A 13,630-nucleotide genomic window follows, 5' to 3' on the forward strand; every position below is an offset into this window, starting at 1 on the left:
TTTTATCCCTTTACCGTTTCAAGAAATTCATCGTAGGACATTTGTTTGTCGATAAGTCCATTAGGGGTTATTTCAATGATGCGATTAGCGATCGTTTGTATGAATTGATGGTCATGTGATGCAAATATCATCGATCCTTTAAAACTAATCAGTCCATTGTTCACTGCTGTAATGGATTCCAAATCCAAGTGGTTTGTCGGTTCATCCAATAATAAGACGTTAGCTCCGCTAAGCATCATTTTGGAAAGCATACAGCGGACTTTTTCTCCTCCTGAAAGCACACTCGCTTTTTTCAAGACTTCTTCCCCGGAGAATAGCATCCTGCCAAGGAATCCTCGCAAAAAGGTTTCGCTTTGATCATTTGGAGAGAATTGGCGCAGCCAGTCAACCAAATTCAAATCACAACCTTCAAAATAAGAAGAGTTATCCTTTGGAAAATAAGCTTGTGAAGTGGTGACGCCCCATTTAAATGTTCCGCTGTCAGGCTCCATCTCACCAGCCAATATTTTAAATAAGGCCGTTTTCGCTGCTTCATCATCACCGACCAATGCAATTTTATCATCCTTATTCATGATGAAACTTACATTATCAAGTACCTTTTCACCGTCAATCGTTTTGGAAATGTTCTCGACGCGAAGCAAATCATTTCCGATTTCACGATCTGGGGTAAAGCCTACGAACGGATACCTGCGGGAAGATGGCCTGATATCATCAAGGGTGATTTTATCAAGCAATTTCTTCCGGGAAGTCGCTTGTTTGGACTTGGATGCATTTGCACTGAATCGGGCAATGAAATTTTGCAATTCCTTGATTTTCTCTTCTTTTTTCTTATTGGCATCCTGGGCCATTCTTGTCGCCAATTGACTGGATTCGTACCAGAAATCATAGTTCCCTACATAAATCTGGATTTTTCCAAAATCAAGATCGGCGATGTGTGTACACACTTTATTTAAGAAATGACGGTCATGCGATACAACAATGACTGTATTCTCGAAATTAATTAAGAACTCTTCGAGCCATTGAATTGCTTTTATGTCCAAATGGTTTGTCGGCTCATCCAGCAAGAGGACATCCGGTTTGCCAAACAATGCTTGTGCTAATAATACTTTTACCTTTTCAGAACCAGTAAGTTCTGACATCTTTTTGGCATGAAGGTCTTCGCCGATTCCAAGGCCTTTCAATAGAATGGCAGCTTCAGATTCAGCTTCCCAGCCATTCAATTCGGCAAATTCGCCTTCTAGCTCAGCTGCTTTCATGCCATCTTCATCACTGAAGTCCTCTTTCATATAAATGGCGTCCTTTTCCTGCATGACTTCATATAAACGCGCATGGCCCATTATTACGACTTTCAATACTTCATGTTCTTCATACTCGAAATGGTTCTGCTTTAAAACGGCTAGCCGTTCTCCTGGCGTCATAAAGACCGATCCGCTTTGTGGATCCAATTCCCCTGATAATATTTTTAAAAATGTCGATTTGCCTGCACCGTTTGCCCCGATAAGACCATAGCAGTTGCCAGGCGTGAATTTTATATTAACATCTTCAAATAGTTTGCGATCACCAAATCGCAAACCAACGTTATTTACGGTAATCATAGTCAATTCCTCCAAAACTAATATCTAGCAAATTATATCATTATACAGCGGAGATTGCGAACAAGATTTCGCAGTGGTTTTCTAGACTGCCATGATATAAATTCACAGATATTTTCGATGCTGAAAAAACAAAAAACTGAACTTCCATTTTCGAAGTTCAGCCCGTCACGATTTCATTCTCCATGTCGTCAGTGTTGTTTTAAGTGAAGAATAGGTGCCAATGGCTGCATATCCATAAAAGTATCCCATGAAAAGCCCGGCTATCAGGTGTCCTTTGTGGCTGTAAAAGATTGAAATCACCAATCCTAAAAATAACGCCAGCGCCGGAACATATTTCCTGGGGAGCTTTCCTGTTAATTTAATAAATTGGGTCGCGGCAATAATGACAGGTATGGCTAATACTGCATCCCAAAAGTTTGTGTGTATGGTTGGGAACTCCATTTTATCCCTCTTTTTTGTCGTTTTTCATAGAATGGTTCGTTTGCCTTGTTTTTATCCTACCGAATATTGATTTTCGGACCCTCTTTCGGCTTTTCCTGTACTTTGGAACGAGTTTTATCTTCTTCAATTGATCGTTCTTCTTCATTTTTTATCAATGACGAATATCCTTCGCCGTAAGTTGCGCCAATATAAAGCTTTCCTTTTAATTCTTTGATCCCGAGCTGGCCGAGGTGGTTATTTGTTTCATATTTATCGATCATCAGCTTTTCGATGTTTACATGTTCAATCACGACCGATTGTTGATGTTCCTTGATATCTTTAAGCTCTTTCCTTAATTTTTTGATTTCTTTCGTTAAGACGGAAACATTCTTCTCATATTTCTTTTTTTGTTCGAATAATTTTTTAAAAAACATTTTTATCCCTGCTTCATTTTTTGGAATCATGAGCGTTGTCCATTTTTATATGCATATTCGAAAGGGTGGTTTATCATGAGTTTTTTATCTTCTGGATTGAACATTCAAGGTTTGAAAATCAATAAGGTCGGTGGGGGTTGTGTATTTAATACAGGGACATCCCATATATCCAGGAAATTTAGTTCTATCAAAAGAAATGAAGGATTTGGAGAACAAAATGCTGATTATGTTGAATGCATCTTTCCTATTTACATTGTAGAAGATGGTGATGAATTTGACAGCGGCTCCTCTAAGGTTAACTATTCTATTTCCACTACCTCACCTTCCAATTCAAGCCTGGAATAAGTGATTTGAAGGATCCCATTAATGAACTTTGCAGAAAAATGATCTTTGCTTGCAGGTTCGGGAAGCTTAATTTGTCTTTCAAAAGAACCATGAAATCTTTCTTTCTGTATAAAAGTCGAGGTATGTTGAAGTGTTTGGGATTGGCCCTGTAAAACTAATGAATCCCCATTAAGGATAATTTTAATCTCCTCTTTTTGAAATCCGGGAAGATCGATCAATAAGACATAATGTGAAGGTGTCTTTATGATATCCACCGCAGGAAATGGAGGGGGGGGATTTGAGGCGGCGTGATTATGGATGGGCTGCTGTCTTTGCGTGTCTCCCATGAAATCTTTCATATTTTCCTGATTCATAATGTTCTTCCAAAAATCCTGGCCATACATCTGCTGGGCAAAATCCATCCAATTTTTAATTTTATCAGGATCCATTTCTACACCTCCTAACGGGTTCAACATATGAGTAGTCCTTTGCACATATAGTTAATAAAAGGAAAGGAGTGAATACCATGCCCGTCGCAACTCCTTATGTAAATATTAATATTTACATGATTAAAATTAATTCCTTTGAAAATGCATCTGCTGTAAATATTGGCCAAAACTATTTATCTGATTGGCATAATTCCGATAAGAAAAATCAAGGATTCGGTCAAAATTTTGGGGATGGAAGCGGATTTATCGGCACGAGGAATATGGTTGATGATCGGGACCAAATGGATTCGTTAAGCACATTTGAAGCTGTTAGATCTCATGAACAAGGTGAGGGGGAGTAGGATGCTTTTTGCCCCGATGGTCGTAAATTTATTGGGATTCAAGGTGAATGTAGCTGATCGTTCTGCGGTAGTAAATGTAGGTCCAAACCAACAAATAGATTTGTTTGTCTCGACCAAACAAAACCAAGGATTTGGAGAAGGAAACGGTGATTTAGCACCGGTCTATATCCCGATAACCGTTGTGAATGATCCGGATGTCAATGATTCCAACTCTGGAAAATGGAGCCTTATCTGATTATTCATAGGAATAGTTTGACATTTTATATTCAGAAGCATATGATAGTGTTGTAATATTCATTATTATCTGCATTCAAAGGAGTAATGTTTTATGATGGGTGTCGTTCTTAACTAATCCGTAATTTTATACGGTCATTCCAACAGGCCCGTCCGAAAAAAGCGATTTCGGATATCTATTTGTCATGCCTGAGGAATGAATGTTAAGAACAATGGTCATAGCTCATTAATTCCTATTTAGGAAAGCTGTGTATCGTGCACAGCTTTTTTTATTGTCCATGTACAATATACCTAAATCATTTAATAGCTTTTTGGCGTTTTTTCGCTGAATGGACCGCAATGAACATTGTTCATTGCGGTTTTATTTTTTGTTCAATGAAAATTCGTCAAGGGGAAATCCACATTCTTTAGGAGGAAAAACATTGAATTCTCAAACCTTTGACGTTCTTGATTTTACACGGATCAAGGAAGAAGCTGCACAGTATGTCATTACGGAATCTGGTAGGAAAGCGGTGCTTGAGATCATGCCATCGGTCAACTTAAAACAGATTAATCGTTGGTTGGATGAAGTGACCGAAGCAAAGGCAATCTTATTAAAATCATCCAGCGTGCCCATCCATGGTTTGGAAGGCATCGAACGGCTGATGAAGCAATTGAACAAAGGTGTCCCATTAAGGCCGGAAGCTTTAAGTAAGTTGTATGGTTTTTTGGATAGCTGCCGGAAATTGAAAAGATTCATGAAGGACAAAGAATTTGTAGCGCCAAGAGTGTCCTCCTATGTATATTCTTATGAAGAAATCCCGCTTTTGGCAGAAGAAATTCAACGGTGCATCAGAAACGGGATGATCGATGATTATGCAAGCAAGGAATTGCTCAAAGTCAGAAAACAGATTTCAATCAGTGAGGAGCGGTTGAAAGAAAAGCTTGGCCAAATGGTGAAATCGAAAAAATATGCCCCATATTTGCAGGAATCCATCATCAGTGAAAGGAATGGGAGGCACGTGCTATCTGTAAAAAAAGAATATAAAGGAAAAATTAAAGGTTCGGTGCTGGATTCATCAGCATCAGGCTCGACGCTGTTTATTGAACCTGCAGATATCACCGGCATACAGGAAGAAATTTTCTACTTGAAAGCGGATGAAACGGTTGAATGTGAACGAATATTAAGCTATCTAACCGGATTGGTCGAAGCAAATCAACAGCAGATATTTTTGGCGGTGGAAACAATGATTCATTATGATGTATTGTTTGCCAAAGCGAAATACAGCCGTGCCATTGAAGCGATAGCCCCTGGACTCAATGAAGAACATTTTATTTCCCTGATTGGAGCACGCCATCCACTTCTAGGTAATCAGGCAGTCCCTCTTACAATAGAAATGGGAGAAGGAAATGATGCACTAGTCGTAACCGGCCCTAATACCGGCGGGAAAACCGTTGCACTTAAGACGGTCGGTTTACTTACCCTTATGGTGCAAGCAGGATTCCATATTCCTGCAGAGGAAGGATCTGAAATTTGTATTTTCCAAAAAGTGCTTGTCGATATCGGGGATGGCCAAAGCATCGAACAAAACTTAAGCACATTCAGTTCAAGAATCGTGAATATCATTTCCATCTTAAAAGAAGCAAACGAGAGGAGCCTATTATTGATCGATGAAATCGGATCAGGGACCGATCCAAGTGAAGGGATGGGGCTCGCGACAGCCATTTTGGAAGAGTTGTATAACAAAGGGGCCATGATGCTTGCCACGACACATTATAATGAAATTAAAGAGTTCGCAGATTCTCACGAAGGCTTCATGAATGGGTCCATGGAGTTTGATCTTGAATCACTTCAGCCTACCTATAGGCTAATTGTCGGAAAAGGCGGAGAGAGCCAGGCGTTCGCGATTGCCCAACGCTTGGGCGTGCATCCAAAGATCATTCAAAAAGCTCACAAAATCACCTATAAGGAAGAAAAGGGTTATGACGGTGAATGGTTATCGTCCATGGATAGAAGGGAAATGGATAGACAATTGGCGCAAAACCGCTATATTCGGAAATATGGGAAAAGGAATACGGAAAAGAAGAGGCAAAAAGATACTAGCGTTTATAAGCAAGGGGATAATGTGGAAATCATGGCCAGCGGAGAGTATGGGATTGTGTATAAAGGGCCAGATGAAAAAGGCAATTATATTGTCCAAGTCAAAGGAGATAAGCAAATAATCAATCAAAAGAGAATCAGCCTATACATTGAAGCTGCAGAATTGTATCCCGAGGATTATGATTTTTCCATCATATTTGACAGCAAAGAAAATCGAAAAATAGGCAAACAAATGAACAAGGGACATGTTGAGGGGATGAGTAAGGATATGGAATGAATGGGAGTAGAATAAGGTGGATATGGCGGAGATAATCTATCCTGTGGAATAGCGCCCGTTTCAGTGAGTGAGTCCGACAAACGGTAGCAATGCCCAAGGATCATCAACAAGGACTGTTTTCTCAAAAATTGTGGTTTTGATCGAAATAAAACAGTCTTGGTATTTAATTTGAGCGGAAGGTGTGAGACTCCGGAGGGATCAGCGGTCAGATTAGGCCCCTAGTCGAAGCCGAGAGAGGTTGGGCGGATGTTCGATTAAGTTCGGCACGTCGTGTGCCAACATCGAATGACCTCACTTCGTGTGAGGCCCCTTGGATAGCGAGCATCCTGCAGCGGAAATCAACCTCACTCCCCATTAAAAAAACAGCAACAAACTTTACGAAATGAGACTTAACAAAAAAGGTTGCAATATACATTCCATTTTTCAATTCCGATGCAAACAAATCTCTACAAAAAAGCATTGCCGCGAAATAACGCGGCAATGCCTTTAATTTCGTTTAATGGTAATTGTTCTCGAGCTGATCTATCAAGGATCCGACATAGCTAACTGCTTTTTTGATTGGTTGAGGACTTGTCATATCAACTCCCGCATGCTTCATTAGTTCAAGCGGTGATTTGGTTCCTCCCGCCCTTAATACGTCCAGCCAGCGATCCACAGCAGGTTGGCCTTCCTCTTTTATGAGTTGTGCAGCGGCCGTCGATGCAGTCAATCCAGCAGAATACGTGTATGAATATAGCCCCATATAATAATGCGGCTGGCGCATCCATGTCATACTGGCACCCTCATCGATTTCCACCGTATCTCCCCAAAATGAGCTTAGAACATCGGCTTTTTGTTCACAGAGGACTTTGGCTGTCAGTGATTTGCCTTCCTCGGCGAGGCGGTAGATCCTTCTTTGGAATTCGCCCTCCAATAAATGAGTGACGAAATTATGATAGTACGTACCCAATAATTGCGTAATGATCCAATTTTCCATCCTCGTATCGTTCGTTTCATCCAACATGTGCTGAGAAAGAAGCATTTCATTCATTGTGGAAGGTGCTTCGACAAAATAAGTGGATGGACGTGTATTGAAAAGTCTTTGCTCTTTATTGGCCAAATAGAAATGCCCCGCGTGGCCAAGTTCGTGAGCAAGGACAAATGCGCCTCGCATCGTGTCTGTCCAAGTGATTAATATATACGGATGGACATCATATGGGCTTGAACAGAAGGCGCCCGTTGATTTTCCTACATTGTCTGAGATATCGATCCATCTATCTGACAATGCTTTTGCCATGATGGCGGAATATTCAGGCCCCATCACTTCAAGCGATTTCAGGATCATTTCAGAAGCTTCTTCATATGTGGTCTTAGGATTAAATTCAGGATCCAGCGGTGCCTTCAGATCACAGAATTTCATTGTATCTAAGCCCAACACCTCCTTTTTCAAGAGCGCAAATCGCTGCATATGTGGAGAAAGTTCATTTAGGATGGTATCCAGTTGATTGTGATACATTTCCATCGTAACCTTTTGGGGTTTCAATAGCATATGTTCTGCCGATTCATAACCTCTCAGCTTTGCGAGTGTGACCTGTTTATTCACTTCTGTGGCATAGGTTGCAGCAAATGTGTTTTGATATTGTTTAAGCGTTTTTGTAAAAGAAGCATACGCTTTCCTTCGCAATTCTGTATCCGGGGAAAGTTCGTAGCGGTCTTCGTATAGACTGAACGAATTCGGGAGCTCGTTCCCATTCTTGTCTTTAATCGAATCAAATTGCATATCAGACAGCTTCCCGAGCTGATAAATGGAATATGGCGCTTCATGGACATGCCCTAGAGCTGCCAGAGCTTCTTCCGTTTCTGGAGAAAGCATATGCGGTTTTTCATCAAGAATTTCCTCAAGTAGTATTTTAAATGGCCATAATTCTTTTTCTTCCTTTAAATATCTTTCAATCGTTCCATCCGGCAGGGAGATGATTTCTGAAGATGCAAAGGAAAGCTCTGCGTTCACTTGCGACATAAGAGTGGCGACTCGAGCAGAATTCGCCTGATTTTCTGGGTTAGTTCCATCCTCTGCCTGGCGTAGATTCGAATAGGTGACGACCTTGACCAAACGTTTCCAAATTTGTTCTTGTGCCATTAGACATTTTAATAGAACATCTGCCCCAAGGTGCAGTTTTCCTTTGTACTGGGTCACTGAGGCAAGATCGCTTGGAATGGATTCCATTTCAAGGGACCAGTCCTCATTGCATTCGAAAAGGTCACCTAGATCCCACGTCTGTTCAAGAGGAACGTCACTTCTATTCAACCTTGTTTGTTTTGTCTTTTCCATATGTACCCACCATCCTTATCAAACTATTTCGATTCCCTAACTTCTTAATTATAAAAGAAATCGAAATTTTTTAATATAAAAATTCAGAATTTTTAAAATGATTTTTGGGGATGTATCCATAATTCCTTGAAATCTATCCACCCATTCCGTTTCAGATGTACGCCTCTAAGGGAGGGATGGTGGGTTGCGGCTATCTTTTTATGGACCAGGAAAAGGACAAGGCATTGATCATGCATGTGTTTCTCGATCTCTCTCACTAAATTTTCTCTTATGTCCTTATCCGGCTCAATAATCAATTGGTCTATCTTTTTCTCAATAAAGACTAAATCAGATTGATCCAAATGGAGCCTGAGAAAGCTATTTTCATATAAAAAGTCTTGAAATTTACTTACTTCACCAAATGGAAAGACAGCTTCGTACAAAATGCAATCCGTTTCAAGGATGGTCTCCTCCATTTGAAGATCAGCAAGATCGACAATCCGGATTTCCAGATCGATCCCATGCATTTTAGCTTCAGCTTGGATCCAATTGGCATCTTGGGCATGGCGTTCAAATGTTGTTACGATTATCTGTTCGCCTTTGTAGCCGGAGAGTAGCAATAATTGTTCCACACGCATAGGTCTCTTGGAATCATCTGTGCGATGAATTGGATGTGGGGGATGCTTTCGGGTAAATCCATCTGCAGCAGACACCCTTGGGCCTCCTAATTCCTGAACTAGTCTGATACGATCGATCAGGATGGACATTGATTTTCTAAAATGGATAGTGCTTGCAATCGATTTTTTGCGAAAATTAAACGTCAGCACAAGGCACCCCTCTGAAATCAAATCCATCTCTTCCCAATGATCGTTTCGATATGGAATCCCTTCATCATGATTAAAGAAGATCTTTTCGAGTTGAAAGTCCACCGGCTGCCAATACTGGTTCAATCGTATGATCTCGATGCGATCGAAGTGCGGCCTTGGCCGAAAGTAATGGTCGTTTACTTCCAAATAAATTTTTTGTTTATTGAATTGTGCTATCCGAAATGGGCCAGTCCCGATTGGCAGAGGGGACATCGATTCGTTATCACTGTATGGAAGAATGGACATCTGTGGCAAGGAGAGATATTTCAAAAATAAATGGTTTTTCGTTTTCATCTTGAATTGAACGGCTGTTGAAGTAATGATTTCTATTTCGTTGATAGAAGATGCCAACCACCGGTGCGGGCTTGATTTCAGTCTTTCAAACGAGTGTTTAATGTCTTGTGCTGTCAGCGCTCTGCCATCATGGAAACGAATACCTTTGTATATATGAAATGTCCAAACCAATCCGTCTTCTGTACATTCCCAATCGTGCGCAAGCATTGGTTGAAAGCAGTTTGTTTCTGCATCGAAATGCACAAGGGTGTTAAAGACTTGACTGATGATATGGCTGTCAAATTCAAAGAAGGCATATGCAGGATCCAGCGTAGTAATGGACCTGAAAATTGGAAACCTTAAGCATTCAAATTGAACATCTTCTTTTTTCTCAAAGTGATAGCCGAAATGACTTTGTATAAGTGAAACGATTGCATTTTTCATGACACCCGTTTTATCGTATGTATTTGCAAGGTCTGATAAATTCTCCATCTTCCCTTCTGAAATGAGGACCTTTACTTCGGATAAGAATGCTGTGTTGAAATCCAATGAGAATGTCAGCTGCGAAAAATTCCCTCTTCCTCTGCCCGGTACAAATGTGAGCCATTCATTTGCCTGCATTTTAGCAATCAATAGCTTTGCATTACGTGGTGTACAAAAAAACATCCGGGTCAGTTCACCCATCGACACGGAAATCGTCTGCCCATTTGGAATATGTTCATATGATTTTCGAAGAGAAAGAAAGTCTTCCTTTACTCGATCCATCTATTGATCCCCCATACTTTTAGGCTTGATGAGCAGGATTCTTATTTATTGGCTATATTCTTAATGTTTGTTGCCATTCATCAAAGGTTGGATAAGGTTGATTTCCACGGCAGGATGCTCGCTTTCCGAGGGGCCTCACTCAAAGTGAGGTCATTCGATGCTGGCAAACGACGTGCCGAAACTTAATCCAACATCCGCCTTATATCTCCTCGACTTCCTAGGGGGCCTCACCTGACCCGCTAATCCCTAAGGAGTCTCGCACCTTTAGCTCCAATCAAATGAATGATTTACATGAAAACCTGTAAAAAACAACAATCTTTGCTAAAACAGCCTATTAATTAAAGAATATCCGCAATATCTATTTCTAAAATAATCCTATTGACGATGGAAATCCATATATTTTTTCGACAAAACTTTTACATCATTCATGCCTTAAAAAAAGGCGAAAGATGGTGGAGTGTTTTTACGATTTTTCTTTTTTTGAAAAAGAATACACTAGCGATAAGACACGATTTAAGTTGGAGGGATTGGAATGAATTCGAATGCTGTTTCAGCAACAATTGATGAAAAAACGAAAAGTATATGGAGAAGTGTTCCATTTGTTATTTTGCTCTCAAATGGCTTGCTCTTAAGTATAGGAAACAAAATATATGAATTGGTATTGCCGTTGATGATGTACGAAGTGACCCATTCCTCAGTTGCCATGGGCACAATGCGGACGGCAGAGCTGCTTCCGAATCTCCTGTTTGCTATTTTGATAGGTGTGATTGTAGACAGGATGAATAAAAAATTATGGGCATTATCGATGATTGGGATTCAAGCTGTACTGTTAATGGCCATGTCGTTGTTGGCTATGGCTCATATCCATTTTGTATGGGTATATTATGGGCTTGGATTTATGTTAATGACATTCAATTATGGGTATTTCAACACTCAAGTCAGCCTGATCAAATTATCGGTTCCTGCTTGTCAATTGACTTCTGCAAATGCAAAATTTTCATTCATTGAATCCATGATAGGGATAATGGGACCGGTGTTTACCGGGCTCCTTTTCCTGCTGGCCAGATTTTCTGATGGGATCCTCATTGCATCATTTATGTACTTAATCAGTTTTTTTCTCATCAGGATGCTGAATATAATAGAACCTGTTCATGGAAAAAGCGATTTTTCAATGTTGGATGAATTGAAGGAGGGATGGACAGCCTTTAGAAAAAATTCAATATTATACAAAACAACGATGGTTACCATTCTATTAAATTCGTCATTTGTCGTTGTGAGTACAACGGTCATATATTTTGCGAAAGATCATTTGCATTTGGACAATTCATTGCTCGCCATCCTTTTTTCTTGTGCCGGAATTGGAGGATTGGCTAGCAGTTTGGTCGCCAATAAATTCAGATCGATGTTCGGGCTTGGAAAAGTCTTAGGAATATCTGCGATTATCAACGGGGTTTCGTACTTCATGATGTTTCTTGCAGACTCCGGAGCACTGCTTGCTGCAGCGCTGCTGATCCATGGATTCGCAACAGCCTTGAATAGTGTGTCTGTATATACAATCAGACATGAGCAGACACCTACACATTTGATAGGGAGAATTACCGGAATCACAGGAACATTGTTTCGGGTTGGGATGCCATTCACAATGTTCGCATCGGGTTTTGTCATCGCATGGCAAGGTGCACCGGTCGTGTTCATCAGTGCAGCCATTTTAAATGGAGTTGTCTTCCTCTCATTTTTGAAATCATCCTTATGGGGATTGGAGTAGTTTTCTGGATATATATAATGTACTACTTATAACATTCACCACTTGTTGTTAATTTGAGGGGAAGGCGCGATACCTCGAAGGGCTCACCGCTTGTCCCTCGTAAAGCGAGCATCCTGCAGAGGAAATCAACCATACGCACTTTTGCCAAATTAAAAAATTTTTAATAAAGGAATTCAGGGAGATTTACAGAATGTTTTAACTGTGAGAAAAGGAGAATGTTCTATGCACGAAAATCATTTGATTTTTAATTCATCCATTGCGGTACAAAAACCTGAAAACATCCTCAGCAAGAATACCTACTGTCCCTTTTGCGAAAAGGATGCTCTTACTGGCGTCCTTGCCGAGAAGGGGGAGATCATTTGGTTGAAGAATAAGTATCCCGTTCTCGAAGATACATTCCAAACCGTGCTGATTGAAACTGCTGATTGTGAAGCTGATTTATCCGAATACAGCAGGCCCCATTTGCACACGTTGTTTCAATTTGCATTTGAAAAATGGAGGGAACTGGAACAGGACCCAAGGTTCAAATCCGTCATTTTCTTCAAAAATCATGGACCTTTATCCGGTGGTACGATTAAACATCCTCACATGCAGATTGTCGGATTGGAAAAAATCGATTACCGCCAAAAGATAAAAGTTGAAGATTTTCAAGGGGTATCCATGGATGAAAGAAAAGGGGTTTCTTGGAACGTTTCCAGCACTCCGAGGATCGGGTTTTATGAATGGAATGTCAAAATGCAATTTGGTGGAGATGTTTCACAGCTTGCGGACTTTGTCCAAAAGACTGTTTATTACATCATGCATCAGTATCAATTCAAATGCAGCAGCTATAATTTATTTTTTTATCATCTTGAATCAAACATATATGTAAAAATCATGCCTAGATTTGTTACATCACCAATCTTTGTGGGATACTCGATTCCGCAAGTCCCCAACTCGTTGAATGAGGTCGTGAGGGATATTCAAGAAAAACACTGTCATTAAACTGCAGCTGTCTTTTTGTTTGAACGGCACGAATGTAAGGATTGAAGAAATTAAGTACTTTTAAAAGGCGGTGGATAAAATGAACGCAGCTTCCAACAAGGAAGGGATACGAACTAAAGAATTTTCATTCACAGTGGAAAGGGGAAAAATAAAGGAATTCGCACAGGCAATCGGCGATCCCAATCCGATCTATTATGAATTAGATGCAGCTTTGGAACAAGGTTTTCAAGACATCCCTGTCCCGCCGACATTTGCGACAGTGATGGAAATGTGGGGAGGGCTTGATTTTGAACAATTGATTGAGCTTTTAGAAATGAATCCATTAAATGTGCTGCACGGAGAGCAAGAATACGAGTACTTCAGGACAATCTGTTCAGGAGAAGTCATTACTGGGCAGATGGTTGTAGCCAAGCATTTTCAAAAAGGGAAGATGGACTTTTTCAAGCTTGAAACACAGTTCAGAGATCAATATGGAGAAATCGTGCTCATCGCTCGTTCGACAGTTATCGAACGCCACTGACAGGAAGGAGGAA

The 13,630-nt window shown here is 40.4% G+C and carries 12 protein-coding genes; 6 read left to right on the top strand and 6 right to left on the bottom strand.

Annotation, left to right across the window (positions count from 1 at the left end):
* Positions 1-2: 2 nt before the first annotated feature.
* From D9X91_RS10415 to D9X91_RS10435, 4 genes are all read right to left on the bottom strand, one after another.
* Entirely contained in the window at positions 3-1,595 is a 1,593-nt protein-coding gene (locus D9X91_RS10415; protein WP_121680556.1) for an ABC-F family ATP-binding cassette domain-containing protein, read from the bottom strand.
* Between the two features lie 165 nt (positions 1,596-1,760).
* Positions 1,761-2,036: a hypothetical protein gene (locus D9X91_RS10420; protein ID WP_121680557.1), complete on the bottom strand. Its 276-nt coding sequence runs from the start codon at positions 2,034-2,036 to the stop codon at positions 1,761-1,763.
* A gap of 56 nt (positions 2,037-2,092) precedes the next feature.
* Positions 2,093-2,449, bottom strand: coding sequence for a hypothetical protein (locus tag D9X91_RS10425; protein WP_148709066.1), 357 nt, complete (start codon positions 2,447-2,449; stop codon positions 2,093-2,095).
* Between the two features lie 299 nt (positions 2,450-2,748).
* Positions 2,749-3,222 carry an Hsp20/alpha crystallin family protein gene (locus D9X91_RS10435; RefSeq protein ID WP_158598284.1) on the bottom strand — a complete coding sequence of 158 codons (474 nt, stop codon included), beginning with the start codon at positions 3,220-3,222 and terminating at the stop codon, positions 2,749-2,751.
* 77 nt (positions 3,223-3,299) lie between these two features.
* On the opposite strand from D9X91_RS10435, the gene D9X91_RS10440 reads away from it, so the two are divergent.
* The 3 genes from D9X91_RS10440 (at position 3,300) to D9X91_RS10450 (ending at position 6,154) form a co-directional block, all read left to right on the top strand.
* Positions 3,300-3,563: a hypothetical protein gene (locus D9X91_RS10440; RefSeq protein ID WP_121680561.1), complete on the top strand. Its 264-nt coding sequence runs from the start codon at positions 3,300-3,302 to the stop codon at positions 3,561-3,563.
* A gap of 1 nt (position 3,564) precedes the next feature.
* Positions 3,565-3,798: a hypothetical protein gene (locus D9X91_RS10445; RefSeq protein WP_121680562.1), complete on the top strand. Its 234-nt coding sequence runs from the start codon at positions 3,565-3,567 to the stop codon at positions 3,796-3,798.
* 421 nt (positions 3,799-4,219) lie between these two features.
* Positions 4,220-6,154, top strand: a complete 1,935-nt coding sequence (locus D9X91_RS10450; protein ID WP_121680563.1) for an endonuclease MutS2 — start codon at positions 4,220-4,222, stop codon at positions 6,152-6,154.
* Positions 6,155-6,650: 496 nt separating this feature from the next.
* Here the strand turns inward: D9X91_RS10450 and pepF are convergent, their stop codons facing one another.
* Both pepF and D9X91_RS10460 read right to left on the bottom strand, forming a co-directional pair.
* Positions 6,651-8,465 (bottom strand): oligoendopeptidase F, encoded by a 1,815-nt coding sequence (gene pepF / locus D9X91_RS10455; RefSeq protein WP_121680564.1) that lies wholly within the window; start codon positions 8,463-8,465, stop codon positions 6,651-6,653.
* Between the two features lie 92 nt (positions 8,466-8,557).
* Positions 8,558-10,348, bottom strand: coding sequence for an ABC transporter substrate-binding protein (locus D9X91_RS10460; RefSeq protein ID WP_121680565.1), 1,791 nt, complete (start codon positions 10,346-10,348; stop codon positions 8,558-8,560).
* A gap of 532 nt (positions 10,349-10,880) precedes the next feature.
* Here D9X91_RS10460 and D9X91_RS10465 point away from each other — a divergent pair.
* From D9X91_RS10465 to D9X91_RS10475, 3 genes are all read left to right on the top strand, one after another.
* The gene (locus D9X91_RS10465; RefSeq protein WP_121680566.1) at positions 10,881-12,113 is read left to right on the top strand and encodes an MFS transporter; all 1,233 of its coding nucleotides are present in this window, start codon (positions 10,881-10,883) and stop codon (positions 12,111-12,113) included.
* Between the two features lie 222 nt (positions 12,114-12,335).
* Positions 12,336-13,097: a DUF4931 domain-containing protein gene (locus D9X91_RS10470; protein WP_121680567.1), complete on the top strand. Its 762-nt coding sequence runs from the start codon at positions 12,336-12,338 to the stop codon at positions 13,095-13,097.
* Positions 13,098-13,176: 79 nt separating this feature from the next.
* On the top strand, positions 13,177-13,617 hold the full coding sequence (locus tag D9X91_RS10475; RefSeq protein ID WP_121680568.1) for an FAS1-like dehydratase domain-containing protein: 441 nt from the start codon (positions 13,177-13,179) through the stop codon (positions 13,615-13,617).
* Positions 13,618-13,630 lie beyond the last annotated feature (13 nt).

Source organism: Falsibacillus albus (assembly GCF_003668575.1).
Lineage (GTDB): Bacteria > Bacillota > Bacilli > Bacillales > DSM-25281 > Falsibacillus > Falsibacillus albus.

Coding starts and splice junctions, on each gene's coding strand:
- D9X91_RS10425 (WP_148709066.1), bottom strand. CDS start 2,449: ATGTTTTTTAAAAAATTATTCGAACAAAAAAAGAAATATGAGAAGAAT.
- D9X91_RS10445 (WP_121680562.1), top strand. CDS start 3,565: ATGCTTTTTGCCCCGATGGTCGTAAATTTATTGGGATTCAAGGTGAAT.
- D9X91_RS10470 (WP_121680567.1), top strand. CDS start 12,336: ATGCACGAAAATCATTTGATTTTTAATTCATCCATTGCGGTACAAAAA.
- D9X91_RS10420 (WP_121680557.1), bottom strand. CDS start 2,036: ATGGAGTTCCCAACCATACACACAAACTTTTGGGATGCAGTATTAGCC.
- D9X91_RS10475 (WP_121680568.1), top strand. CDS start 13,177: ATGAACGCAGCTTCCAACAAGGAAGGGATACGAACTAAAGAATTTTCA.
- D9X91_RS10460 (WP_121680565.1), bottom strand. CDS start 10,348: ATGGATCGAGTAAAGGAAGACTTTCTTTCTCTTCGAAAATCATATGAA.
- D9X91_RS10440 (WP_121680561.1), top strand. CDS start 3,300: ATGCCCGTCGCAACTCCTTATGTAAATATTAATATTTACATGATTAAA.
- D9X91_RS10415 (WP_121680556.1), bottom strand. CDS start 1,595: ATGATTACCGTAAATAACGTTGGTTTGCGATTTGGTGATCGCAAACTA.
- D9X91_RS10435 (WP_158598284.1), bottom strand. CDS start 3,222: ATGGATCCTGATAAAATTAAAAATTGGATGGATTTTGCCCAGCAGATG.
- D9X91_RS10465 (WP_121680566.1), top strand. CDS start 10,881: ATGAATTCGAATGCTGTTTCAGCAACAATTGATGAAAAAACGAAAAGT.
- pepF (WP_121680564.1), bottom strand. CDS start 8,465: ATGGAAAAGACAAAACAAACAAGGTTGAATAGAAGTGACGTTCCTCTT.